The 24,694-nt window shown below is 60.8% G+C and carries 23 protein-coding genes; 19 read left to right on the top strand and 4 right to left on the bottom strand.

The window, feature by feature from the left end; genetic code table 11:
• Positions 1 to 45 precede the first annotated feature (45 nt).
• From FH975_RS02625 to hisS, 4 genes are all read right to left on the bottom strand, one after another.
• Positions 46 to 1,419 carry a replication-associated recombination protein A gene (locus FH975_RS02625; protein ID WP_162319895.1) on the bottom strand — a complete coding sequence of 458 codons (1,374 nt, stop codon included), beginning with the start codon at positions 1,417 to 1,419 and terminating at the stop codon, positions 46 to 48.
• A 10-nt stretch (positions 1,420 to 1,429) separates the two neighbouring features.
• Positions 1,430 to 2,110, bottom strand: coding sequence for a DUF4287 domain-containing protein (locus tag FH975_RS02620; RefSeq protein WP_162319894.1), 681 nt, complete (start codon positions 2,108 to 2,110; stop codon positions 1,430 to 1,432).
• 65 nt (positions 2,111 to 2,175) lie between these two features.
• Positions 2,176 to 3,954, bottom strand: coding sequence for an aspartate--tRNA ligase (gene aspS / locus FH975_RS02615; protein ID WP_162319893.1), 1,779 nt, complete (start codon positions 3,952 to 3,954; stop codon positions 2,176 to 2,178).
• A gap of 11 nt (positions 3,955 to 3,965) precedes the next feature.
• Entirely contained in the window at positions 3,966 to 5,312 is a 1,347-nt protein-coding gene (hisS, locus tag FH975_RS02610; RefSeq protein ID WP_162319892.1) for a histidine--tRNA ligase, read from the bottom strand.
• Between the two features lie 94 nt (positions 5,313 to 5,406).
• Here hisS and FH975_RS02605 point away from each other — a divergent pair, with 94 nt between their 5' ends.
• From FH975_RS02605 to FH975_RS16470, 19 genes are all read left to right on the top strand, one after another.
• Complete coding sequence (locus tag FH975_RS02605; protein ID WP_162319891.1) at positions 5,407 to 6,693, top strand: DUF349 domain-containing protein; 1,287 nt, start codon at positions 5,407 to 5,409, stop codon at positions 6,691 to 6,693.
• Between the two features lie 92 nt (positions 6,694 to 6,785).
• The gene (locus FH975_RS16865) at positions 6,786 to 8,738 is read left to right on the top strand and encodes an endolytic transglycosylase MltG (protein ID WP_162319890.1); all 1,953 of its coding nucleotides are present in this window, start codon (positions 6,786 to 6,788) and stop codon (positions 8,736 to 8,738) included.
• Positions 8,735 to 9,664 carry a shikimate dehydrogenase gene (locus FH975_RS02595; RefSeq protein ID WP_162319889.1) on the top strand — a complete coding sequence of 310 codons (930 nt, stop codon included), beginning with the start codon at positions 8,735 to 8,737 and terminating at the stop codon, positions 9,662 to 9,664. The genes FH975_RS16865 and FH975_RS02595 overlap by 4 nt, the downstream gene beginning before the upstream one ends.
• A 10-nt stretch (positions 9,665 to 9,674) precedes the next feature.
• Positions 9,675 to 10,922, top strand: a complete 1,248-nt coding sequence (aroC, locus tag FH975_RS02590) for a chorismate synthase (protein ID WP_162319888.1) — start codon at positions 9,675 to 9,677, stop codon at positions 10,920 to 10,922.
• The gene (locus tag FH975_RS02585; RefSeq protein ID WP_162319887.1) at positions 10,922 to 11,440 is read left to right on the top strand and encodes a shikimate kinase; all 519 of its coding nucleotides are present in this window, start codon (positions 10,922 to 10,924) and stop codon (positions 11,438 to 11,440) included. Before aroC ends, FH975_RS02585 begins: the two co-directional genes overlap by 1 nt.
• The gene (gene aroB, locus FH975_RS02580) at positions 11,437 to 12,567 is read left to right on the top strand and encodes a 3-dehydroquinate synthase (RefSeq protein ID WP_162319886.1); all 1,131 of its coding nucleotides are present in this window, start codon (positions 11,437 to 11,439) and stop codon (positions 12,565 to 12,567) included. The genes FH975_RS02585 and aroB overlap by 4 nt, the downstream gene beginning before the upstream one ends.
• Before the next feature lie 91 nt (positions 12,568 to 12,658).
• Positions 12,659 to 13,222: an elongation factor P gene (gene efp, locus FH975_RS02575; RefSeq protein ID WP_138252146.1), complete on the top strand. Its 564-nt coding sequence runs from the start codon at positions 12,659 to 12,661 to the stop codon at positions 13,220 to 13,222.
• Positions 13,223 to 13,226: 4 nt separating this feature from the next.
• A complete protein-coding gene (gene nusB / locus FH975_RS02570) occupies positions 13,227 to 13,634 on the top strand; it encodes a transcription antitermination factor NusB (RefSeq protein ID WP_138252147.1) in 408 nt (135 codons plus the stop codon).
• Between the two features lie 84 nt (positions 13,635 to 13,718).
• Positions 13,719 to 14,282: a bifunctional pyr operon transcriptional regulator/uracil phosphoribosyltransferase PyrR gene (pyrR, locus tag FH975_RS02565; RefSeq protein ID WP_162319885.1), complete on the top strand. Its 564-nt coding sequence runs from the start codon at positions 13,719 to 13,721 to the stop codon at positions 14,280 to 14,282.
• Positions 14,279 to 15,274, top strand: a complete 996-nt coding sequence (locus tag FH975_RS02560) for an aspartate carbamoyltransferase catalytic subunit (RefSeq protein WP_162319884.1) — start codon at positions 14,279 to 14,281, stop codon at positions 15,272 to 15,274. Before pyrR ends, FH975_RS02560 begins: the two co-directional genes overlap by 4 nt.
• 48 nt (positions 15,275 to 15,322) lie before the next feature.
• Positions 15,323 to 16,663, top strand: a complete 1,341-nt coding sequence (locus FH975_RS02555; protein ID WP_162319883.1) for a dihydroorotase — start codon at positions 15,323 to 15,325, stop codon at positions 16,661 to 16,663.
• Positions 16,660 to 17,223, top strand: a complete 564-nt coding sequence (locus FH975_RS02550) for a PH-like domain-containing protein (RefSeq protein WP_235928287.1) — start codon at positions 16,660 to 16,662, stop codon at positions 17,221 to 17,223. The genes FH975_RS02555 and FH975_RS02550 overlap by 4 nt, the downstream gene beginning before the upstream one ends.
• Entirely contained in the window at positions 17,220 to 18,464 is a 1,245-nt protein-coding gene (gene carA / locus FH975_RS02545) for a glutamine-hydrolyzing carbamoyl-phosphate synthase small subunit (protein ID WP_162319882.1), read from the top strand. The genes FH975_RS02550 and carA overlap by 4 nt, the downstream gene beginning before the upstream one ends.
• Positions 18,457 to 21,759 (top strand): carbamoyl-phosphate synthase large subunit, encoded by a 3,303-nt coding sequence (carB, locus tag FH975_RS02540; RefSeq protein WP_162319881.1) that lies wholly within the window; start codon positions 18,457 to 18,459, stop codon positions 21,757 to 21,759. The genes carA and carB overlap by 8 nt, the downstream gene beginning before the upstream one ends.
• The gene (pyrF, locus tag FH975_RS02535) at positions 21,756 to 22,595 is read left to right on the top strand and encodes an orotidine-5'-phosphate decarboxylase (RefSeq protein ID WP_162319880.1); all 840 of its coding nucleotides are present in this window, start codon (positions 21,756 to 21,758) and stop codon (positions 22,593 to 22,595) included. The genes carB and pyrF overlap by 4 nt, the downstream gene beginning before the upstream one ends.
• Before the next feature lie 118 nt (positions 22,596 to 22,713).
• Positions 22,714 to 23,034: an integration host factor, actinobacterial type gene (gene mihF / locus FH975_RS02530; protein WP_162319879.1), complete on the top strand. Its 321-nt coding sequence runs from the start codon at positions 22,714 to 22,716 to the stop codon at positions 23,032 to 23,034.
• Positions 23,034 to 23,618 carry a guanylate kinase gene (gmk, locus tag FH975_RS02525; RefSeq protein WP_162319878.1) on the top strand — a complete coding sequence of 195 codons (585 nt, stop codon included), beginning with the start codon at positions 23,034 to 23,036 and terminating at the stop codon, positions 23,616 to 23,618. The genes mihF and gmk overlap by 1 nt, the downstream gene beginning before the upstream one ends.
• 9 nt (positions 23,619 to 23,627) lie before the next feature.
• Positions 23,628 to 23,894, top strand: coding sequence for a DNA-directed RNA polymerase subunit omega (gene rpoZ, locus FH975_RS02520; RefSeq protein WP_162319877.1), 267 nt, complete (start codon positions 23,628 to 23,630; stop codon positions 23,892 to 23,894).
• Between the two features lie 14 nt (positions 23,895 to 23,908).
• Positions 23,909 to 24,694 (top strand): flavoprotein (locus tag FH975_RS16470; protein WP_328821742.1); only part of this gene is annotated, 786 nt, incomplete at its 3' end.

The following is a 24,694-nucleotide window of genomic DNA, read 5'->3' as shown; positions in this document are numbered from 1 at the left end:
GAGGGCCCTTTCCTCCCATGCGGGGAAGGGCCCTCGACGTCTCTGTCAGCTGTTCGTTCCGCGAACGATGCTGCGCAGGCGGTGAAGTCGCTCTCCCACCGAGCGCTCATTGCCATTCTGCGTAGGCGAGTAGTAGTCGACACCCACCAAGTCATCAGGCGGATACTGCTGCATGGCCACGTGATGCGGCTGGTCATGGGCATACACGTACTCTTGGCCATGTCCCAATCTCGGAGCACCCGCGTAGTGGCTATCACGCAGATGCGGTGGCACCGAATTGCCGCTTCCGGCTCGCACATCAGCGATCGCAGCATCCAGTGCCTTATACGATGCGTTGGACTTCGGCGCCGTAGCGATATGCACAGTGGCCTGGGCCAGGAGGATTCGGGCTTCCGGCATGCCGATACGCTGCACAGCGTCGGCTGCGGCAACTGCGGTCTGCAACGCTGAGGGATCCGCCATCGCAACTTCTTCGCCGGCGGCAATCACAAGTCGACGAGCAATGAACCTCGGATCCTCACCGGCGACGATCATCCGAGCCAGGTAGTGCAGAGCCGCGTCTACATCCGAACCGCGCAACGACTTGATGAAGGCTGAAATGACGTCGTAGTGCTGGTCGCCATCCTTGTCATAGCGTTGAACAGCGAAGTCAGCCGCCTGCTGGGCATCATCGACTCCAATCTGCTCCGAGTCGCGCCCTCGGGCCACTGCTGCTGCCGCTTCCAACGTGGTCAATACCCGTCTGGCGTCACCACCGCATACCCGGAGCATGTGCTCCCGGGCATCGGTGTCGAGGCCAAAAGCCCCGCCTAAGCCTCGTTCGGACTCAAGAGCACGATCAATGAGCCCACCCAGATCATTGCGCGTAAGCGAGGTGAGCGTGAGCAGCAGGGAGCGGGAGAGCAGAGGTGCTACGACACTGAATGAGGGATTCTCTGTCGTAGCAGCGATCAGAATCACCCAGCCGTTTTCTACTCCCGGGAGCAGAGCGTCCTGTTGAGCCTTATTGAAACGGTGGATCTCATCCAGGAACAGCACCGTTGTCAACGATCGCAGGTCTCTGTCCTCCAGGGCCTGATCCATCACCTGGCGCACATCTTTGACTCCAGCGCGAATGGCGGACAGTTCCACGAACTTTCGGGTTCCGCCGCGTGCGACCACGTGCGCGATCGTCGTCTTCCCGGTCCCCGGGGGGCCGTAGAGAATGACAGAACTCGCCCCGGCTGGTCCTGTGGTGCCCTCGGTGAGGACCCGCAGAGGCGATCCTTCCTTCAGCAGGTGCTGTTGACCCACCACCTCATCCAGAGTGCGCGGGCGCATTCTGACGGCAAGTGGCGTGTGGCGCCGCCGCGCAGGGTTCTGTGACGCCTGGGGGGCGTCGTCGTGATCCTCTGTTTCGGTGAAGAGGTCGCCAGTCATGCTTCCCAGATTACTCGCCGGGGACCAGGGGTTCAGCCGCAAGGTCCTGAAGCCATGACGCCCAAAACTCCTTCCAAGCTTCCGCGGTCTGGAGACCGGGAATCTTCTCATGCGTCACCACGAGCCGGCTGCCCGATTTGGCGGGGTCAGCCCGGAACTGTACAACTCCTAGTTCAGTGGCGGTTTGGGGATCTGAGATCAAAAACTTCGGAGCCTTGACTCCTGGTTTGGAACGTTCGGTGGACATCATTTCAGGGAGAAGAACCGACCTGGCCACCGGATCACTCAGCAGGGAGCGCAGTTCTGTCCACTCCATGACGACCGATTTGGACCGCGAAACGGAGAAAGTGCCGTCCGGCATCTGACCGGGAAGGCGCAGCCCTGCAATGCGTTCATATCCGACGGTCACGGTCTGAGCCCACCAGGCATCGATTCCGTGCTCATCGCCGATCCACGCGGCGATCGTGGCATGCCCGGCCTCCCGCCCCGGCCCTGCGTCGATGAGTGCCACCCACTCGTTCCACCCCCTGCCGGTTTTGGCACGCGTGGTGGCGTCACTCATCTCAGGTGACGAGGCCCACCCGGAGCTGTGGTGGTTCTGGTCAGGCTCAGCCAGCACTTCGGTGCGGAGGGCAGCATAGCGTTTGCCAGCGTCCGCCATCCGGTGCCGAAGACTATCTACACGTGACATCGGGCTTCTCAGACTCCTCTTAGGGTTCAGGCCGGCACAGGTATCACTGCGTCCCTGGCGTCAGCTTAGGAGGTCGGCTCGGTTTTGGCCACAGGTTTGGCGTCCACGCCTGCTTCTTTGCGTTGCTGCGGGGTAATGGGAGCGGGTGCGGCGGTCAACGGGTCATACCCTGCGCCAGTCTTCGGGAAGGCAATCACTTCTCGTATGGACTCCTCACCGGCAAGGAGCGCGACGACACGATCCCAGCCGAAGGCAAATCCGCCATGTGGGGGAGCACCGTACTTGAAAGCATCCAGGAGGAAACCAAACTTCTCCCGCGCCTCCTCCTGGGAGACGCCCATGACCTGGAAGACCCGCTCCTGCATATCCTGACTATGGATACGGATGGAGCCGCCGCCGATTTCATTTCCGTTGCAGACGAGGTCGTAGGCATAGGCCAGAGCCTCTCCCGGCTGCGTGTCAAAGGTGTCGGCGAACTCCGGTTTGGGCGCGGTGAAGGCGTGGTGCACTGCCGTCCATGCGCCTGATCCAACTGCCACGTCACCGGCTGCCTGGGCATCATCAGCGGGTTCGAACATCGGTGCATCGACCACCCAGACGAATGACCAGCTGTCCGGCTCAATCAGCTCCAGCCGCTGAGCAATCTCGTTGCGCGCCGCTCCCAGGAGACCGCGGGCAGGACCTGGCTTGTCTGCGGCGAAGAAGATGCAGTCACCGGGTTTGGCGCCTACTGTCTCTGCAAGGTGCGCTTTCTCCTGCTCAGACAGGTTCTTGGCGACGGGGCCGCCAAGCTCTCCGTCTTCCTGGATCAGTACATAGGCCAAGCCTTTTGCTCCACGCTGTTTGGCCCATTCCTGCCACGCGTCGAGGGTACGTCGAGGCTGGGACGCTCCACCGGGCATCACCACGGCACCTACATATGGTGCCTTGAACACACGGAACGGAGTGTCCTTGAAGTACTCGGTGAGTTCGGTAAGCTCCAGGCCGAAACGCAGGTCTGGTTTATCCGTCCCGTACTTTTCCATGGCATCACGGTAGGTAATGTGGGGGATCGGCATTTCGATGTTCACATTGATAAGGGACCACAGCCGCCGGGTGACTTCTTCGACCAACGTGAGGACATCGTGCTGCTCAACGAAGCTGGCCTCGATGTCGAGCTGAGTGAACTCAGGCTGCCGGTCGGCCCGGAAATCCTCGTCACGGTAGCAGCGTGCCAGCTGGTAGTACTTCTCCACTCCGCCGACCTGCAGCAGCTGTTTGAACAGCTGGGGTGACTGGGGGAGGGCATACCACGATCCAGGATTCAACCGGGCTGGCACCACAAAGTCGCGTGCACCTTCCGGTGTGGACCGAGTCAGAGTTGGTGTCTCTACCTCAAGGTAGCCATGACTGTGGAGGACCTCACGTGCAATTCGGTTGGCCTCGGAGCGGAGCTTCATGGCCTTCGCTGGGCCGCTTCTGCGCAGGTCCAGGTAGCGATGGCGCAAGCGGGCCTCTTCACCGACTTCGACGTGATCATCGATTTGGAACGGCAGTGCCGCAGCCGAATTGAGCACCTCAGTGGTGTCCGCGATCACCTCAACGTCACCGGAACTCAAGTTGGGGTTCTCATTCCCCGCAGGTCGACGTTCAACGACACCGGTGATCTTGAGAACGAACTCATTGCGCAACGGGTCGAAGTCCTCTTCGTCCCGTACCACCACCTGGGCTACGCCATTGGCATCGCGCAGATCCAAGAAGGCAACACCTCCGTGGTCACGGCGGCGGGCTACCCAGCCGGTCAATGTGACGGTCTGGCCTATGAGTTCGGCGTTGATCTCGCCGGTGGTGTGGGTGCGGAGCACAGCGTCCTTCCTTAGAGTTTCTCAGTCTTGCGAATGATGTGGGGGTTCAGGTCCTCAGCTGGCGGTGCCCACTGGCTGGGATGGGCCTCTGTCTGTTCACCAGAGCGGATGTCCTTGACTTCGTGGCGGCCCTGGTCGTCAGTGAACCATACGAACGGTATGCCGCGCCTGTCTGCATACCTGATCTGCTTGCCGAACTTCTCTGCGCTCAATGCCACTTCAGCACTGATGCCCCGGTCACGCAGCTGATCGGCGATGTCCTGGGCCGCGGCCCAGTCCTCGGTGGAGCGCAGGGCCACATACACAACAGTTGGTACCGAACGCGACGCCGTCAGCTCACCTGAATTCAGCAGTGCCGACAGCAGCCTGGTCACTCCAATGGAGAGTCCTACGCCGGGGAAGATGCGCTTACCTTTGGACGCCAGTGATTCGTATCTGCCGCCGGAACAGATGGATCCGAGATCTTCGTGCCCGTGCAGAGTCGTTTCGATCACTGTGCCGGTGTAATAGTCCAGACCGCGGGCGATAGACAGGTCGGCCACGGCGCGGCCGGGCACACGGGCGTTGAGCTCGCTCATCATCTCGGACAGTTCGGTGAGACCCTCACCCAACAGGGGAGAGAAGTCTTCGCCGACCAGCTCGCGCACCTTCGCGGCGAAGGAGCTGTCGACAGTGCGAATTTGTGCTAGGTCCAGGGCCTTCTGGGCCTGCTCTGCGGAAGCGCCCACCGTCTCGGCAAGCTCCTGAGCGACTCGGGATGGCCCGATCTTCTCCAACTTGTCTACGATCCGGAGGACAGCTGCCGTGTCCTCGATCCCGATGGACCGGTAAAACCCCTCCGAGAGCTTCCTGTTGTTGACGCGCAGCGTGAAGTCACCAATCCTGAGAGCTTCCAGCGCCCGGGCCATCACTATTGCGATTTCTACATCACAGCGGAAGGGCAGCGCACCATCGCCGACAATGTCGATATCAGCTTGCGAGAACTCACGGAAGCGGCCTGCCTGCGGACGCTCACCCCGCCAGACCTTTTGAATCTGATACCGGCGGAAGGGAAAGGCGAGATGCCCGGCATTCTCAGTGACGTAGCGGGCGAACGGCACGGTGTTGTCGAAACGGAGCGCCAATTTGGCCTCTTTGCCAGCGCGTTCGTCCTCGTGGATCCTGGAGATGGCGTAGATTTCCTTGTCAATCTCACCCTTCTGCAGGAGCGTGTCCACTGTCTCTACAGCTCTGGTCTCCAGTGGAGAGAAGCCGTGGACCTCGAAGACGTGACGAAGTGTGTCTAGCACATGCAGCTCGGTCAGCCGCTCGGCGGGAAGAAACTCGAGGTATCCCGAGAGAGAGGCATTGCGTGCCATAGGTGCTCAATACTCCTTCTGGGGTGGGTGTTGCCAAACCACACCATCATACGGGTACGGCACAGAGAACGGCCCGTCGCGGTAACCTGGTGGGATGAGTCCTGCAATCAAGCCGAACTACCATCAAACCCCACTGGATGAGGTCCGGGAGCGCACGCGCGTCGACGAGGAAGGTCACGTCTACGTCAAGCCCGCGGCCGAGGACGGTGAAGAGGCGTACGTGGGCCAGTTCTCCGCTGGTGACGCAGAGGCCGCTTTGCAGTACTTCACCCGAAAGTTCGACGAGCTCTACAACCGAGCTCTGCTTCTGCGTGCCCGAGTAGCCACTCAAGCGGACTCCGCCGGATCCCTGCGGTCCAGCCAGACCACTTTGAGCAAGGAGCTGGAGGCGGGCACCTGGGTCGGTGACGTCGCCGGCCTGCGTGGCATTCTGAAGGAAATCGGGCAAGGAATTGACGCGGTTTCCGCCGAGGAAAAACGGCAAAACCAGGAAGTGGTGACCGCAAAATTAGCGGTACGTGAGGACATAGTGCGCGCCGCCGAGGAACTTGCCGCGGTAGACCCAGATCGTCAGCACTGGAAGTCAGCCCAGGACCGGATGAATGAGCTTTTTGAGCAGTGGAAGTCCGAACAGCGCACCCCACCAAGGCTGTCAAAGTCACAGGAAGACCCGCTGTGGAAACGGTTCCGCGAGGCGCGCAGCACCTTTGAGCGGCATCGGAAGGCCTTCTTTGTTCGGCGTGACAAAGAAGCCGCCGAGATCAAGAAGGCCAAGGAAGAGCTGATTGCTGAGGCAGAGAAGCTTCAACATTCTACGGAGTTTGGGCCGACGACCAAGGCCTATCACCGTCTCATGGACCAGTGGAAAGAGCTGGGGAGGGGTCCGCGGAAGACCGAGGATTCGCAGTGGGCAAGGTTCCGCGCTGCCCAGGATGTGTTCTTCTCCGCCCGTGATCAGGCCAACGCAAAGATTGACGCTGAATACAGTGCGAACCTCGCGACGAAGGAAGAAGTGCTCGCAAAACTCCGCGAGCTTATGCCCTTCACCAAGCCTGAAGCTGTGCGTGAACGGTACTTCGCGCTTATGGCGGCTTGGGACGCAGCCGGCAAAGTCCCGCGCGCTGATATTAAGCGTATGGAACGTGCCATCGGCGAGGTTCAAGATGCGTTCCGGGAAGCTGAAGGCGCCACCCGGAGCCCACGGGAAGCGGCCCGGAATGACCGTCAGTCCGAGATGATCGAGCAACTGGAGGACACCATCTCCCAGTTGGAGAGGGAACGCGACCAGGCGGCCTCAGACGGCGATGACAAGCGCAAAAGTGAAGCCGAAGACGCTCTCGCGGCGCGCCGGAGCTGGCTTCAGATGCTCACATCGAGCTGAGGTAACAGATAGATTACACTTGCTAGGTCTGCAAACTAGACTTTCGTCTAGCCCGACCCGTCCTGCCGTCAACCTGTCCAGCGAGGAACTGCGTGAGCGATGAACAACCCCCGGAACTGGGGTCTCGCCGTCGTCGCCGAGAGATACGCGAATCTCGGGAGAGGGAACGTGCTGCCCAGCGGGAACGTGAGTCGGCGGTCCGCCGACTGAGCAACTCATCGACAGCAGAGACCACTTCGGCAGGACGACGCAGCGGCGCGGATGACTCGCCGGACCTCTTTGATCAGGAAACCACCACTCCCAAAGACCAGCGCCGCAGTTCATCCCCCAAAACCACCCGGAGCAGCTCTGCACGATCTGCCAGGTCAGCGGCGTCGCCCACCACTGACCAAGGGTTTACGTCCCGGCGTGAGCGTCGTCTGCAGACTCAGCAACAGCAGACAGTGGTGCCGTCCCGGTCAGCTCAGAGTGCCTCGTCCTCTCCTTCAGCGGCACCCGCAGGCCTCCAGGAACAGCAGCCGAGTCACTACGAGCCTGCTACCCAGGCTATCTCTATGCCGCGTACTGCCGCAGTCGAACCTGCAGAACGAACCTCGCAGGAAGGTGCCGACGAAGAGCACTCCGTGGAGACTGCGGCGCCCACGTCGCGAAACGCCTCACCGTCGACACCTTTCGAAGACGTCGTTGCGCCAAGATCGCCTGCTTCTCCGGAGCACGAACAGCCGGAACCGGCCTACGAGTATGAGGATCACGACGAGTTTGACTGGGACGGCGCCTACGACGATGAATACTTCGACCATGATGAGCACGGCGCGCCAGTTTTGGTCAGTGCCTCCGGTTACGGGCGCGGGTACCAGACTGTCGCTCCGATGGAAGGCCATGTGAACCGAAATCTTCTGATGAAGAGGAGGTCAAAACGCCGTCGCAGAAACATCACTCTGACTTTCGCCCTCGTGGGATTCGCGACACTTATGATCGCCTTCGTGCTGATCGTGCAGTCGCTTCTCGGTGGGGAGGACATCGCTGACTACGAAACGGTGGCCGGTGACGAGGTGGAGTTCGAAATTTTCCCCAATGAGGGACTTGCTTCCGTCCAGAACCGTTTGGTGGAAGAAGAGATCATTGCCAGCTCTGACGCTTTTCAAGAAGCCATGGACGACCTCGATGGCGACGCGACATACCACCCGGAGACACTCACTCTGCGCGAGCAAATGCCCGCAGCTGATGCGGTTGCCGTGATCTTCGGAGATGGTGAGCAAGTCGGATACGTCAACATTAACGCCGGTTTCCGCTTGGACGAAACTCTCGAAGCTATCTCAGCTGGTGCAGAAATCCCCCTTGATGAACTCCAGGACCTCAACCAGGACCCGCAACAGTTCGGCCTGCCCGAACAGGCTGAAGACCTCGAGGGCTTCCTCGCCGCGGGTGAGTACCAGCCCGGGGTTGATGCCAGCGCCGAGGACGTCATCCAGATGATGGTGGACCCCACTCTGGACAGGCTCGAAGAACTGGGAATCACCGACGAAGATGAGCAGTGGGAGACGATGATCGTCGCATCCCTCATCACCGCTGAAGCGAATAACACCATCAGTGACGAACGCGCCCGCGACGAGCGTCTGGAAGACTACCGAATCATGGCCGGCGCGATTGAAAACCGTTTGGAGCCCGATCAGACGGAGACTGATGGTCTGCTGCAGATTGACGCGGCAGTCAACTACGGATTGGGCTTATCCGGTGACCTGCACTTCCCAGAGGAGGAGCGGCTCAATCCCGACAATGAGTACAACACCTACGTTCACCCGGGCCTGCCACCAGGTCCGATCGGGGTGCCCGTGGCGGACACCGTCGAGGCTGCCGCTGATCCGGCCGATACCGACGCCTTCTACTGGGTCACGGTCAACCCCGTCACTGGCGAAACACGCTTCAACGCCACTTTGGCTGAGCATGAGGAAGACACTCAAGAGTTCTTGCAGTTCTGCCAAGAGAACGAAGGAGCGTGTGGCCCCGGCGATGTGGACGCTGCTGAAGATGAGCTCGACGGGTGAGTGACCCCGCCCCCTTGGCACGGGCCGCAGTTCTCGGCTCACCGATCAGCCACTCCAAGTCGCCCCTGTTGCACACTGCGGCCTACCGGCACCTCGGGGTAGAGATCAGCTACACCACAATTGAAGTCAGTGATGACGGTGTCACAGACTTCCTATCTCAGCAGGGGCAGGACCCCGGGTGGGTCGGATGGTCCGTGACGATGCCGCTGAAAGCCGCAATGGTGCCGCACATGACCTCGATCTCAACCCGCGTTAAGACACTCGGCGTGCTCAATACCGTGGTCATCACGCAGGAAGGCGATGGCAGACGCTCGTTCCACGGTGAGAATACCGATGTTGACGGCATTGTCACTGCGCTCAAGCACGAGGGCATCACTCGTGACGAGCCCGCAGCGGGAACTTTCGCTGTGCTCGGGGCCGGTGGTACCTCAGCGGCAGGCCTGGCCGCGGCCGCGGAGCTTGGTTTCGCACACGCGGTCATCTACGCGCGCAATCAGGCAAAGGCCGCGGCCACTGAACACATCGCCCAACGCCTGAGTTTGCCACTCACTGTCAGGCCCCTTTCCTCGTTCGGTGAGGACCTCCGCAAGGGCCTGCTGGACGTTGTCGTATCCACCTTGCCTCCACTGGCCGCTGACACGCTGGTGCCACAGCTTCCGGCTCAGCACGATTCTCGCCCGGTCCTGCTCGACGTTGCCTATGACCCCTGGCCATCCGCACTTGCGCGCGCGTGGTCGGAGCGCGGATGGTCAGTCACCAGCGGCTTGGAGATGCTCCTGCACCAGGCGGTGCGTCAGGTCGAGCTCTTCACTGCCAACACGTGGAATCCGGCAGCGGTGCAAAATGACGCAGACCAATTCCTCATGGTGCGAAAAATGCGTTCAGCAATCGGTCTCCATGAGGGAGCAGAGGCACTGGACCGTTAGGATGAACTCCATGTTGCGTTGGCTCACCTCAGGAGAATCCCACGGCAAGTCCTTGGTCGGCATCATTGAGGGGCTTCCCGCCGGGATCGAACTCAACACTTCGCATGTCCAGGCTGCCCTGGCGCGGCGCCGGCTCGGGTACGGCCGAGGCGCGCGCATGAAATTTGAGCAGGACCAGGTTCAGCTGCTCGGCGGTGTGCGTCATGGTGTGACCATGGGAGGGCCGGTGGCTATTGAGATCGCCAACACCGAGTGGCCCAAGTGGGACAAAGTCATGTCGGCTGATCCAGTGGACCCCGATGAGATCGCTGGCCTGGCGCGCAACGCTCCACTGACCAGACCTAGGCCTGGTCACGCCGACTTCACTGGGATGCAGAAATACGGCTTCACAGAGGCTCGCCCCGTCTTGGAGAGGGCGTCCGCGAGAGAGACTGCCACCCGAGTTGCTCTCGGCACCGCCGCAAATCAGCTGTTGACCGCCCTGGGCATCACAACTGTCGCCCACACGGTGGCGATCGGATCCGTCTCGGCACCAGAAGACGCGCCCGTGCCCTCCGCCGCCGATATCGAGGCGTTGGATGCAGATCCGCTGCGCTGTTTCCACAGTGACACATCCCAGGCGATGGTGGCCGAAGTGGACACCGCCCACAAGGCAGGCGAAACTCTGGGCGGCGTCGTCGAAGTGGTGGTGGACGGTGTACCGCCAGGTCTTGGCAGTTACGTTCACTGGGACCGGCGCCTCGATGCACGCCTAGCCGGTGCGCTCATGGGCATCCAAGCCATCAAGGGCGTGGAGGTTGGAGACGGATTCCGTACTGCAGCCCGCCGAGGGTCTGAGGCTCATGACGAGATCGAGCTCAACGCCGAAGGCCAGGTCATACGAGCCACTAACCGCGCAGGTGGCATTGAAAGCGGTATGAGCATCGGCGGAACCCTCCGGGTGCGCGCCGGTATGAAACCTATCGCAACCGTTCCGAAGGCACTGCGTACGGTCGACGTCGCCAGCGGAGAAAGCACTACCGCGCACCACCAGCGCAGCGATGTCTGCGCCGTGCCTGCAGCGGGCGTGGTGGCAGAATCGATGGTCCAGCTCATCCTGGCTCAGGCGGTCCTGGAGAAGTTCGGCGGAGACTCCGTCGGGGAGGTCTCCCGCAACCTGAAGACGTACCTCGAAGCGCTTCCTGACATTGGCACCAACCCGGAGGCCGCGGGGCATCACGGCGACCCGCTGCAGGCCCCCGCGGCCATGCAGCCCTGATGAGCAATATCGTACTGATCGGCCCGATGGGGTCGGGAAAATCCACGGTGGGAGCAGCTCTTGCACGGCGTCTAGGCCGACCGCACGTGGACACGGACCATTTTTTTGTCGCCCGAAACGGACCGATTCCCGACTACTTTTCCACATATGGGGAAGAAGCTTTCCGGGCGGAGGAGGCTCGTATCGTGGCTGAATTGCTGGACGCGCCTCGGCCTTCGGTGGTGAGCCTGGGAGGCGGCTCAGTAGTCTCTGCAGCAACCCGGGCGCTCCTGAAGACCCAATTCGTGGTGATGCTCGATGTCACCGAAGCCCAGGCAAAAGCCAGAATCGGCGACGCCGCGACGCGCCCGATGCTCACCGCTGGCACTTCGGCACCGCCGATAGAGCGGTGGAAGCGCATTTACGCCGAACGCGAGCCCCTGTACCGTGAGTGCGCCGACCTGATCGTCAGCGCCGCCGAGGCAACAATCGAAGACCGAGCCCAAACCATTATTGAGGCCATGAGGAGAGATCGATGAGTACGGAACCTACTGTCATCCCAGTCGGAGAAGGAACAGGTGCCGGGGGACAGGAACTCGGCTACAGCGTCGTCGTCGGAAATGGGCTGCTGGCCCAACTGCCCGGGCTTGTGGGGCCACAGGCCGAACGTGTCCTCGTCATTCATCCCCGGGCTCTACGAGCCACCGGTGATGTAGTCCGTGAAGACCTAGAGAAGGCGGGCTACCAGGCGGTGACCGCTGAGATTCCTGATGCTGAAGAGGGCAAACACATCCAGGTCGCCGCGTTCTGCTGGCAGGTTCTCGGTCAGAACGACCTCACCCGATCAGATGCCATCGTGTCTGTCGGAGGCGGAGCGGTCACAGATGTAGCTGGTTTCGTCGCAGCCACCTGGCTCCGCGGTATCCGGATCGTCCACATGCCGACGACTCTGCTGGGAATGGTCGACGCGGCAGTGGGCGGAAAGACCGGAATCAACACTGCAGAGGGAAAGAACCTCGTGGGGTCCTTCCACCAACCCGCCGGAGTGCTCGCAGACCTTGACACGCTGGCCACTCTGCCGCGAAATGAATTGGTTGCAGGTCTTGCTGAGGTGGTCAAATGCGGGTTCATCGCTGATGAAGAGATTCTCCGCATCATCGAACGCTCTCCGGACGAAGTGCAGAAATGGGACTCCGCAGAGCTGCGTGACCTCATTGAGCGTTCAGTCCGGGTCAAAGCTGCCGTCGTGGGACAGGACGTTCGGGAAGCCGGACTTCGGGAGTCGCTGAACTACGGACACACTCTTGGCCACGCCATTGAACTTGCTGAGCGGTACCAGTGGAGGCATGGTGCAGCCATTTCCGTGGGGATGGTTTTCGCCGCGGAGCTCGCCCGAAGCTTGGGACGCCTCTCAGACGCCGAAGCTGATCGCCACCGGGACATCCTCACCAGCCTGGGACTGCCCACCAGCTACCGCGACGATCGGTGGAACCAGTTACTGGAGGGCATCAGGCGAGACAAGAAGAACCGTGGTGAGACACTCAGGTTCGTGCTGCTGAACGCTATCGGCTCACCAGCCACTGTCGAGATTCCCGACCCTTCGATCCTTTTCGCGACCTACCAAGAGATCGGTGAACCAGTCACCGGCACCACTATCTCCTTGTAACAGAAGCCTCCGGGTGAGCCTGTAGGATAGGGCGCTGATATCCGGTTGGCCGAGACCAGCACGCTGTGACAACAGAAGGTAAGACGAACCCGTGGCAACTTCGAACGACATTAAGAACGGCTCCGTACTCAAACTAGAGGGCCAACTTTGGAACACTCTAGAGTTCCAGCACGTCAAGCCTGGCAAAGGCGGAGCATTCATTCGTACCAAGCTGAGGAACATCACCTCCGGCAAGGTCGTCGACAAGACGTTCAATGCTGGCGCCAAGATCGAATTGGCCACAGTGGACCGCTCCGACTACCAGTACCTCTACCAAGACGGTGAGGACTTCATCTTCATGGACCTCCGTGATTATGACCAGATCACGGTCCCAGCGGCAACGGTTGGGGACGCAGCCAACTTCTTGTTGGAGTCCCAACAAGTCTCCATCGCCATTAATGAAGGCACACCGCTGTATCTGGAGATGCCCCCCTCAGTGGTGCTTGAAGTCACCCAGACCGACCCTGGTCTGCAGGGCGACCGGTCCAAAGCAGGAACTAAGCCGGCCACCCTCGAGACCGGCCACGAGATTCAAGTGCCACTGTTCGTAGACCAGGGCACCAAAGTCAAAGTCGATACTCGCAGTTCCGAGTATCTCGGCCGCGTTAACGACTAGCACTGTGGCGAAACGGAGCAAAGCCCGGCAACGGGCACTCGAGATTCTCTTTGAGGCCGAGCAGCGTGGAATCAACCCCCTGCAGGTGCTCACCACCCGGGTGGAGAAGGCCGATATGGTCGTCAACGAGTATGTCCGCACTCTCATTGACGGTGTCACAGAGCATCGCGAAGAGATCGATGAACTGTTGGCCACCTATGCCCGCGGGTGGACCCTTGACCGGATGCCGCCAGTAGACCTTATGGCTTTGCGCATCGGCACCTGGGAGCTGCTGCACAACGAGGAGATCCCAGACTCTGTGGCGGTGTCCGAGGCCGTGACTCTCGTCCGGAAGCTCTCCACCGACGAGTCCCCAGGGTTCGTCAACGGCGTGCTCGGAAGACTTCAGAAACTGAAACCCACACTGGGCTGAACCTTCGCGGCCACCTGATAGGCTGGCGCAGACAATTCACACTCCTTTAAAGGTCGTCCTGTGAGGCGAGGAAGGAGTCGCAGAGTGACACACTCACCTGAGACCGCAACGGTGATGACCGCGGCCGATATCGACCGCGCACTGACCCGCATTGCACACGAAATCGTCGAGGCCCAACGGGGCACCGACGAGCTGATCATTTGCGGCATTCCACGCCGCGGAGTTCCCTTGGCGCAGCGCTTGGGAGCCAAACTTGCGGATATCGACGATTCCTTCAACCCCGAGACATCACTGGGGTCACTTGATGTGACCATGTACCGGGACGATCTGCGCACTTCGGGAGCTCGCACACCTGAGCCCACCCAGTTGCCGACCACGGGAATCGATGGCAGAACCGTGGTGCTGGTGGACGATGTCCTCTACTCGGGCCGGACCATCCGAGCCGCACTCGATGCACTTTCAGACTATGGGCGCCCCCAAGCGGTCCGGCTTGCGGTCTTAGTAGACCGCGGGCACCGTGAGCTGCCCATCCGGGCTGATCATGTTGGAAAGAACATCCCCACATCCCGGACCGAACGCGTTGGCGTTCGGTTGGCTGAGATTGACGGGTTGGCGGCAGACGCTGAACAGGTTGTCATCATCCGATGAAGCACCTACTCGACACCCAAGGGCTTGCGTACCACGACGCCCTGGCGATCTTGGACACCGCAGAGGAGATGACTGCCGTATCCTCCCGGCAGGTCAAGAAACTCCCGACACTGCGTGGACGCACTGTGGTGAACCTCTTCTACGAGGATTCGACTCGAACTCGAATCTCTTTTGAAGCCGCCGCGAAGCGACTGTCAGCAGATGTCATGAACTTTTCGGCGAAGGGTTCCTCCGTCTCTAAGGGCGAATCGCTCAAGGACACAGTCCAGACGCTGGACGCTATGGGCGCGGACGCAATCGTCATCCGGCACAGTGCCTCCGGAGCAGCAGCGCAGCTAGCAGCCTCTGACTGGTCCGAAGCTGCCGTGGTCAACGCTGGAGACGGCACCCATGAGCATCCCACTCAGGCGCTTTTGGATGCTCTCACGCTGCGTCGGGGGTGGAGCTCTGCTCACCTCAACGGGCCCCGTGGAACCGACCTCACCGGCATGAAAGTGCTTATTGTCGGCGATATTGTCCACTCCCGCGTCGCCCGGTCCAATGTATGGCTGCTGCGGACGCTGGGTGCCGAAGTGCACTTGGCCGCCCCGGCGACTCTGCTTCCCTACGGCGTGGAGTCCTGGCCGGCGATAGTCCACTACAGTCTGGACGAAGCTCTCAGCGCAGCGCCGGATGCGGTCATGATGCTGCGTGTCCAGGCCGAACGAATGGGCGGGGTCTTCTTCCCCACCGCCGCTGAGTACACGCGCCGATGGGGACTGACGGACGAAAGACTCAGGGTCGTCGAACAGCTTCGCCTGGGGGACACCGACTCACCTGCGCTGATTCTGCACCCCGGCCCTATGAACCGAGGAGTGGAGATATCCTCGGCGGCGGCAGACTCGCCGCAGGCCAAGATCCTTGACCAGGTGGCCCATGGCGTGGCAGTCCGTATGGCCGTGCTGCACCTTCTACTGTCACAACGTCAACATGATGGGAACCATGATGAGTGAGAACAGAATCCGGCGGTCAGGTGCTGCGCCCCAGGAAGAGAGCACCTCATGACCGACTACCTCATTGTCGGTGCCAGCATCCTCGGGGAGGCTCCCGCTGACCTCCTGATACGCGATGGTCGCATCCACAGCATCGGTCCTGAGACCGCGCTGCTGGGTCAGGACGTGCCCATCCAGACGATCAATGCCTCCGGGCTCGTCGCTCTGCCGGGCATGGTGGACCTTCATGTTCACCTTCGAGAGCCTGGGCGTGAAGATGCCGAGACAGTGGAGACTGGAAGCCGCGCAGCCGCCAAAGGCGGATTCACCGCAGTTCACGCTATGGCCAACTCCTCGCCGGTTGCCGACACCGCCGGCGTCGTGGAGCAGGTACAACGTCTCGGGCTGGAATCAGGCTGGACAGAGGTCTACCCCGTGGGAGCCGTCACGAAAGGTCTCGGCGGCAAAGTCCTCGCCGAGCTCGGAGCCATGGCGGAATCTTCGGCCCAGGTCCGCATGTTCTCCGACGACGGCCACTGTGTAAACAACGCACAGCTGATGCGCCGGGCGATGGAATATGTGAAGACCATCGACGGGTTCGTCGCCCAACACGCTCAGGACGCAGATCTTACGGGCTGGGACACTGAGTACGCGGCACAGATGAACGAAGGCAGAGTCTCCGCCACGCTGGGGCTTCCTGGTTGGCCCGCTGTGGCCGAGGAAGCCATCATTGCCCGAGACGTGCTGCTGGCAGACTACGTGGGCTCCAGGGTCCACATCTGTCACGTGTCCACCAAGGGCTCAGTGGAGATCATTCGCTGGGCCAAGCAGCGCGGCATCCAGGTGACTGCCGAGGTCACTCCCCATCACCTGATGCTGACAGACGACTTGGTGAAGTCCTATAACCCTGTGTACAAAGTCAACCCCCCGCTGCGGACAGAAGCTGATACCCAAGCTCTGCGCGAAGCACTTGCCGAAGGCATCATCGATGTCGTCGGCACTGATCATGCCCCGCACCCGGATCAGGCCAAGGAATGCGAATGGAACCAGGCCGCGATGGGCATGACTGGGTTGGAGACGGCTCTTCCGGTAGTGCAGCACGCCATGGTCGAGACCGGGTTGATCAGTTGGCGGCGCTTTGCAGAAATCACCTCGGTTCGACCGTCTGAGATTTACGGCCATGGTCACCAGGGCCGCCCATTCGCTCAAGGTGAGCCCGCCAACATCATCTTGGTTGACCCTTCCGCCACGACCACAGTCCAGCCAGAAAATCACGCCACCAAGGGAAGGAACTCTCCCTTCCGCGGCATCGAGCTCCCCGGGCAGGTGCGGCACACATTTCTTGGCGGACACCAGGTTGTGCTCGACGGCGAATTGGCTACATCGCGGACCATGGGGAACGCCGCATGAATTCGCTCGTGGCCCACATTCCCCCCGCCCTGACGCGGGCTCCGGAGATGACCGGAACGTACCTGAACTACCTTTGGGGTGCTTTTGGCGTCGTCGCCGTATTCTGCCTCCTCATCTGGCTAGGCTGGCGAAACCGGAAGCGCCGCCAAGCGGATGTGCAGGCGCCTCAGGACGTACCCGGTGACCTGCTAGATGCGATACCCCAGGCAGCAGCTGAGGGAATGGTCATCGGCACGGTCAAGGGTGGTGAGTATTTGGAGCGAATAGCCGTCCACGAACTGGGGTTGCGCACCACAGGTCGCGTTGAGGTGCACCCGATGGGCGTCGCTATTTTCCGCTCCGGAGTGCGCAATGTATTTGTCCCAGCCGCAGACCTTGCCTATGCACGCACAGATCGCGGAATGGTCGGAAAATTCGTTGAGCGAGACGGAGTCATCATTCTCGGCTGGAGACTTGGTGAGACCGTCGTTGATACCGGCTTCCGGCCACGCCGAGCAGATGAGGGGCGCGCGCTGGTCCAGGCGCTAAATGACCTGACTGAAGGAGAGACCATCGAATGAGTGAGCCACGTATTGGACGTGACCAGACGGGCCCAGGCCAGCCGGGAGAAAACGGTGCCCAGGGCCCTACAGCGGAGACCAGCCTAGCTCTGCTCGTCCTAGAGGACGGGACGGTCTACGAAGGCAGCGCCTACGGTGCCGTCGGCGCAACCCTGGGTGAAGCTGTTTTCTCCACGGGCATGACCGGCTATCAGGAGACCATCACTGACCCCAGCTACGCCCGGCAGATCGTGGTGCAGACTGCCCCGCACATCGGAAACACTGGAGTAAACGACGAAGACCCAGAGTCCCGGCGCATATGGGTCGCTGGTTATGCGGTACGCGACGCCGCCCGCGTTCCATCAAACTGGCGTTCTGTCCGCCCCCTGGATCAGGAGCTCGCCGAGCAGGACATTATCGGTATCAAGGACATCGACACCCGGGCAGTGACCCGTCGACTTCGAAATCAGGGCTCAATGAGAGCGGGCATCTTCTCGGCAGAAGCGCTCCATGACAGCGCCGGCAACCGGAGAACGCTCACCGAATTGCTGGAGGAGGTCCGCTCCCAACCGGATATGCTTGGAGCCCGCCTGGCAGAAGAGGTCACATCTGCCCATCCGTATGTGATCGACCCCGCCGATCACGGGTGGGAAGGCGAACCTGTCGCAACTGTGGCAGCCATCGATCTCGGTATCAAAACGATGACCCCTGTGCGGATGGCCGAACGGGGACTGCGCGTCCATGTGCTGCCAGCGACCACCACGTTCACTGACATTGAGCAGCTCAAACCCCAGGGCGTCTTCCTCTCCAATGGGCCAGGAGACCCCGCAACGGCCAGTGCACAGGTGGGGCTCCTTCGAGAAGTCCTCGACTCCCGGACGCCTTTCTTCGGAATCTGCTTCGGCAACCAGATTCTAGGACGGGCCTTGGGATTCGACACCTATAAGTTGCCCTTCGGGCACCGTGGTATCAACCAGCCTGTGATGGACCACTCCACGGGCAAGGTAGAGATCACCAGCCAGAATCATGGTTTCGCCGTCGATGCTCCCGTAGGTGAAACCGTCACAGCACCAGAGTCGCGCTTCGGCCGGGTTCAGGTGAGCCACTCCAGCCTCAACGATGGAGTAGTTGAGGGCCTGCGCTGCATGGACATTCCAGCGTTCAGCGTCCAGTACCACCCAGAGGCCGCAGCCGGACCCCACGACTCTGCCTACCTTTTTGACCGCTTCGTGGACCTGATGAAGGAGCACCAGAATGCCTAAACGCACCGACCTTAAATCCGTGCTGGTGATCGGATCCGGCCCGATTGTGATTGGCCAGGCCGCCGAGTTCGACTACTCGGGGACTCAGGCGCTGCGCGTGCTCAAAGAAGAGGGCATCCGCGTGATCCTCGTCAACTCCAACCCGGCGACCATCATGACCGATCCAGAGTTCGCTGATGCCACCTATGTGGAGCCGATCAGCCCTGAGGTCATCACCAAGATCATCGCGAAGGAACGGCCCGATGCTCTGCTGCCCACTCTGGGGGGACAGACTGCGCTCAACGCTGCCATTGCCCTCGACCAGCAGGGCGTGCTCGAAAAGTACAATGTGGAGCTCATCGGTGCGAACATCGCAGCCATCGAACTCGGTGAGGATCGCCAAAAGTTCAAAGGCGTGGTCGAACGTTCCGGCGGGGAATCCGCCAGCAGCCGAATCGTCCATTCCATGGACGAGGCCCTAGAGGTCGCCGAAGAGCTCGGCTACCCCATGGTTGTCCGACCCAGCTTCACCATGGGCGGTCTGGGTTCCGGCATGGCCTACAACGAACGCGACCTATACCGGATTGCCGGCGCAGGTCTGCAGTATTCGCCCACTACTGAGGTGTTGCTTGAGGAGGCGATCCTCGGGTGGAAAGAATACGAATTAGAGATGATGCGTGATGCAAATGACAACGTCGTTGTCGTCTGCACCATCGAAAACCTGGATCCGGTCGGGGTCCACACAGGAGACTCCATCACGGTGGCGCCCTCCATGACGCTCACCGACCGGGAGTATCAGAAGCTCCGGAACATATCCATCAACATTATTCGGGAAGTCGGTGTGGCCACTGGAGGCTGCAACATCCAGTTCGCCATCGACCCGGTGACCGGGCGAGTCGTCGTGATTGAGATGAACCCACGAGTCAGCCGGTCCTCCGCCCTGGCTTCAAAAGCCACAGGTTTCGCGATTGCGAAGATCGCCACGAAACTTGCCGTGGGCTACACCTTGGATGAGATCCCCAACGACATCACCAAGAAGACTCCAGCCAGCTTCGAACCAACCCTCGACTACGTCGTGGTGAAAGTGCCTCGTTTCGCGTTCGAGAAGTTCCCAGCCGCTGACCCGACACTCACCACCACTATGAAGTCCGTCGGTGAGGCCATGGCGATCGGTCGGAACTTCACTGAAGCTCTGCAGAAGGCGCTGCGATCCCTGGAACAGCGCGGCAGCGAGTTCAGCTTCGCCCCCAGCGACGACGCGGCTGTCACGCAGCTCCTAGATGGCATGGCCACCGCCACCACCGATCGCATCTATCAGGTGCAGCAAGCACTCTTGGCAGGGGTGGAGCTCGAAGAGATTCACCGAATTACAGGTATCGACCCCTGGTACTTGGACCAGTTGGCATTGATCAATGAGACGGCCCGAGCGGTGAAGGCCGCAGAAAACCTCGACGTGCAGGTGCTCAAGACAGCGAAGCGGCATGGCTTCTCCGATGAACAGATTGGTCAGCTTCGGGCAATGGATCCCGCTGTGGTTCGCGGGGTGCGTCACGCTCTTGGCATTCGCCCGGTCTACAAGACCGTGGACACATGTGCTGCAGAGTTTCCTGCCTACACCCCCTATCACTACTCCAGCTACGACCAGGAGGATGAGATCGCCGAGCATGAAAGCCCCTCGGTGATCATTCTCGGATCAGGTCCGAATCGAATCGGGCAGGGCATTGAGTTCGACTACTCCTGTGTGCACGCCACGATGGCGCTCCGCGAAGCTGGCTACGAGACTGTCATGATCAACTGCAACCCCGAGACGGTCTCGACTGACTATGACGTCTCCACCCGGTTGTACTTCGAGCCGCTGACCCTGGAGGACGTTCTCGAAGTCATAGCAGCAGAGGAGCGCACTGGGGGAGTGGCGGGAGTCTTTGTCCAGTTAGGTGGCCAAACCCCACTCAAATTAGCCCAGAAACTGGCCGACGCCGGGGTCCCGGTACTGGGCACCAGCCCAGCGGCCATCGACTTGGCGGAGCACCGCGGCGCATTCGATCAGGTGCTCAAGTCAGCTGGTTTGATCGCTCCAAAGAACGGCACCGCTGTCAGCTTCGAGGATGCTAAAGCCGTCGCCGACTCGATCGGATATCCCGTCCTGGTACGCCCCAGTTACGTATTGGGTGGGCGCGGCATGGAAATCGTGTACGACGAGACCGGTCTTGAGCGCTACATTGCCAACGCCACTGAAGTCACTCCGGAACATCCAGTGCTGGTGGACCGCTTCTTGGAAGATGCCATTGAGGTGGACGTCGACGCCCTCTACGACGGGCAGGACCTCTATATGGGCGGAATTATGGAGCATATTGAAGAAGCTGGTATCCACTCCGGTGATTCCGCATGTGTGCTACCTCCCATCACCCTGGGCCCAGACATGCTCCAGCGGGTCCGCGAGGCCACGGCGGCCATCGCCGCAGGAGTAGGAGTGCGGGGCCTGATCAATATCCAGTTCGCCGTGGCCTCAGATGTCCTATACGTGATCGAGGCCAATCCGCGAGCTTCCCGGACTGTCCCATTCGTCTCCAAAGCCACCGGTGTCCAGCTGGCTAAGGCTGCAGCGCTTATCGGCATGGGGGTCAGTGTCAGAGACCTGAGAGGCGGAATTCTGCCTGAGCACGGAGACGGCTCGCTGTTGCCCCCCTCCGCCCCGGTCGCGGTGAAAGAGGCTGTACTGCCGTTCGCTCGGTTCCGCACCGTCGAAGGCCGCGTTGTGGACTCTCTATTGGGACCAGAGATGCGTTCCACAGGGGAGGTGATGGGAATTGACACTCACTTCGACACGGCATTCGCCAAATCCCAATTGGCCGCCAATAACCCGCTGCCCACCTCTGGAAAAGCCTTTGTCTCGGTGGCTAATCGTGATAAACGAGGTGTCATTATGCCTGTCAAGCGCCTGGCAGACCTCGGATTCTCCATAGTGTCGACCGGCGGCACAGCCGACGTGCTGCGCCGCAACGGCATCACTTGCGAGGTGGTCGACAAGATCGCTGCCACGCCAGAAAGTGAAGGGACAGTTCTACCGCTCGTCGAGTCTGGAGAGATCGCTCTGATCATTAATACGCCATCAGGCGGAGACGCCCGCAGCGATGGTTATGAGATTCGGGCTGCTGCCACGAGTCTGGGCGTTCCAGTCATCACCACAATTGCTGAGTTCGGCGCGGCTCTGCAGGCCATTGAGGCGCAGCGCACCCACAGCTGGTCAGTCGCGTCGCTACAAGAGCATGCGGCCGCCCTGCACAGCGCAGGTCTGGCAGTTGCAGGTGCTTCGTGACTCCATTCGGCACGAGGCTCGCTGAAGCATTCGACGCCCACGGACAGCTGTGCGTCGGCGTAGACCCGCATCCTGCCATTCTCAGCCAATGGGGGCTTCCGCAGGACCCTCGTGGGCTCAGAGAGTGCGCTATGAGGGTCATCGAGGCCGCAGCGGGCCGGGTAGGCGTGGTGAAGCCTCAGGTCGCGTTTTTCGAAAGCCACGGCGTACGGGGGCTCCACGTATTGACGGAGGTCATCGAGGCGGCCAAACAGGCAGGGCTGCTGGTCATCGCTGATGCAAAGCGCGGTGATATCGGCTCAACGATGGAGGCATACGCAGAAGCTTGGCTGAACCCCACCAAAGACTTTGCGGTGGATGCGCTGACGGTGAGTCCGTTCTTGGGATTCGCGTCTCTGGAACCGGCTGTTCGGCTGTCGGAGAGCTACGGGGCTGGGTTGTTCGTTCTGGCGCTGACGTCCAACCCTGAGGGCCAGCAGGTCCAACTGGCCCATGGCGAGAACGACCAGACTGTCGCCGGCTCAATTGTGGAGGCTGTGGCGGCGTCGAACGCTGCTGCAGGTCAGGGAGCTCGGTTGGGAAATGTCGGGCTGGTGGTCGGAGCCACGACCGCGCACCTGGCTGAGGAGAATGGTATAGACCTCAGTGAGGGGAAACCACCGATTCTGGCACCAGGATACGGCGCTCAGGGGGCTTCGGCGGCTCGTATGCGGAGCACTTTCGGGGCCGCCTGGGACCAAGTGGTCGTCAACTCCTCCAGGGCAATCCTCTCCGCGGGGCCAACGGTCACCGACATCGTCTCAAATATTGAGCAAGCGCGCGCTGATCTGGAGTGACACCGTCTATTTAGGGGGTGCACATGTCACGTCCTATTGCCCCTGACGACGATTGCGGCTAGATTCTGCCCAAGGAACAAACCAGCAGGGGGACGACGCATATGAAGGAGAGGACCCGGTGGCACTGCGAGAACTGACCCAAGAAGAGCGCGACACCGCCCGGCAGAAAGCACTGGCGGCTCGGGCGGAACGCGCTGAGGTGAAGCGCGGGTTCGGCGCTGGCACGCTCAGCTTCGACCAGGTACTGGAGCGCGCAGGCGCCTCAGAGGCTGTTGCGCGACTGAAAACTATAGAGCTTCTCGAAGCTCTACCAGGCGTTGGGCGGGTGACGGCCACGAAGATTTTGGAGGACCTGGGAGTCTCGACCAGCCGCCGGCTGGGAGGACTGGGCGTGAAGCAGCGGAGGGCGTTGACGGAGCATCTGGCACAATTGAGCTGATGCCATCAGAAGCCTCCGTGCCACAAGTCACCGTACTTGCCGGGCCCACCTCGGTGGGCAAATCGACGCTGAGTCGCTATATCCGTGCCACATATCCGCAGGTACATTTTTCCGTCTCGGCTACCACGCGGCCTGCACGTCCAGGAGAAGTCCACGGTGAGGACTACCTGTTCATCACCGACCACCAATTTGATGAGCTCCTCGCTGAAGACGCTTTCCTGGAATGGGCTGTGGTCCACCGGAAGCACCGGTATGGCACCCTCCTCGCTACAGTGGAGGAGGCCCTTGCCGATGGGAAGAACGTCCTATTGGAGATCGATCTCCAAGGGGCGCGCCAGGTCCGCAACAAGCTGCGCTCGGCCCAATTTGTATTCCTAGCGCCGCCGAGCTTTGACGATCTGGTTGAACGACTCATCGGTCGAGGAACAGAATCTGAAGAGGAACAGCAGCGCAGGCTGGAAACCGCTAGAATAGAGCTTGCGGCAGAACCAGAATTCGATGTCACGATCATAAATGACGAGATCGATAGGGCCGCAAGAGAACTTATTGCCCATATGGGCATTGAACTGACGACCAACGCGTAAGGAACCTGAGTGACTGAGCAGCTCGAAGGCATCATCAACCCGCGGATCGACGACCTCATGAAGAAGGCCGATTCCAAGTACTCGCTGGTGCTCTTCGCCTCCAAGCGTGCACGCCAGATCAACAACTATTACGCCCAGCTGCACGAGGGTCTCTTTGAGCACATTGGGCCTTTGGTTGAGACCAAACTCAATGAGAAGCCCCTCTCGATCTCCATGAGGGAGATCAATGAGGACCTGCTGGTGCAGAAACCTGCAGCTGAGGCGCCGGCAGCCTGACCTGGCGCGGAACTATGCGCATAGTTCTTGGAGTCTCGGCGGGTATCGCTGCCTATAAGGCTGTGTATCTGGCACGGCTCCTCAAAGAGGACGGCCACCAGGTAGACGTCATCCCTACGGAGAGCTCCTTGGAGTTCGTCGGGAGAGCTACCTGGGAAGCCGTCAGTGGCCGTGCCGTCAGCACAAGCGTCTTCGAAGGCGTTGAAGAGGTTCGCCATGTGCGGATAGGTCAAGAAGCAGACCTCATTCTGGTAGCTCCTGCGACTGCAGACTTCCTGGCGCGTGTGCGCGCGGGCATGGCCAGTGACCTACTGAGCACGACCCTGCTTGCTACCGAGGCGCCCATACTTTTGGTCCCTGCCATGCACACAGAAATGTGGCGTAATGCAGCGACCCAAGACAATGTGGCAATCCTCCGAGACCGCGGCATCGAGGTCATGGAACCAGCCGTCGGCAGACTGACCGGCAAAGACTCGGGTCCGGGCAGGATGCCCGAGCCCTCCGAGATTTATACCCGTGTCCAGCAACTCTTCTCGGTAGAGCCCACCAACTTCGGCTACGCCTACGCCCCGGCCTCGGGCACCTTCTACGCACCGGACCCTGAGATCCAACCACCCCTGAGGGGGCGCCAAGTGGTCGTGACGGCCGGTGGAACCCGCGAGCCATTGGACCCGGTTCGCTACCTCGGCAATCGGTCCTCGGGGAAACAGGGCTTCGCCCTTGCCAAGGAAGCCGCCGCAGCGGGAGCCCAGGTGCATCTGATCGCTGGAGTCACTGATGCAGAGCCGCCGCAGGGTATC

This window comes from Nesterenkonia haasae, assembly GCF_010119385.1.
GTDB classification, from domain to species: Bacteria; Actinomycetota; Actinomycetes; order Actinomycetales; family Micrococcaceae; genus Nesterenkonia; species Nesterenkonia haasae.
Note: the sequence above shows the minus strand (reverse complement) of the source record. Positions and strands in the feature narration are given on the sequence as shown.

Coding starts and splice junctions, on each gene's coding strand:
- FH975_RS02550 (WP_235928287.1), top strand. CDS start 16,660: ATGAATTCGCTCGTGGCCCACATTCCCCCCGCCCTGACGCGGGCTCCG.
- FH975_RS02605 (WP_162319891.1), top strand. CDS start 5,407: ATGAGTCCTGCAATCAAGCCGAACTACCATCAAACCCCACTGGATGAG.
- gmk (WP_162319878.1), top strand. CDS start 23,034: ATGCCATCAGAAGCCTCCGTGCCACAAGTCACCGTACTTGCCGGGCCC.
- FH975_RS02620 (WP_162319894.1), bottom strand. CDS start 2,110: ATGTCACGTGTAGATAGTCTTCGGCACCGGATGGCGGACGCTGGCAAA.
- FH975_RS02625 (WP_162319895.1), bottom strand. CDS start 1,419: ATGACTGGCGACCTCTTCACCGAAACAGAGGATCACGACGACGCCCCC.
- aroC (WP_162319888.1), top strand. CDS start 9,675: ATGTTGCGTTGGCTCACCTCAGGAGAATCCCACGGCAAGTCCTTGGTC.
- FH975_RS02555 (WP_162319883.1), top strand. CDS start 15,323: ATGACCGACTACCTCATTGTCGGTGCCAGCATCCTCGGGGAGGCTCCC.
- carB (WP_162319881.1), top strand. CDS start 18,457: ATGCCTAAACGCACCGACCTTAAATCCGTGCTGGTGATCGGATCCGGC.
- FH975_RS02585 (WP_162319887.1), top strand. CDS start 10,922: ATGAGCAATATCGTACTGATCGGCCCGATGGGGTCGGGAAAATCCACG.
- FH975_RS02560 (WP_162319884.1), top strand. CDS start 14,279: ATGAAGCACCTACTCGACACCCAAGGGCTTGCGTACCACGACGCCCTG.
- hisS (WP_162319892.1), bottom strand. CDS start 5,312: ATGGCACGCAATGCCTCTCTCTCGGGATACCTCGAGTTTCTTCCCGCC.
- aroB (WP_162319886.1), top strand. CDS start 11,437: ATGAGTACGGAACCTACTGTCATCCCAGTCGGAGAAGGAACAGGTGCC.
- carA (WP_162319882.1), top strand. CDS start 17,220: ATGAGTGAGCCACGTATTGGACGTGACCAGACGGGCCCAGGCCAGCCG.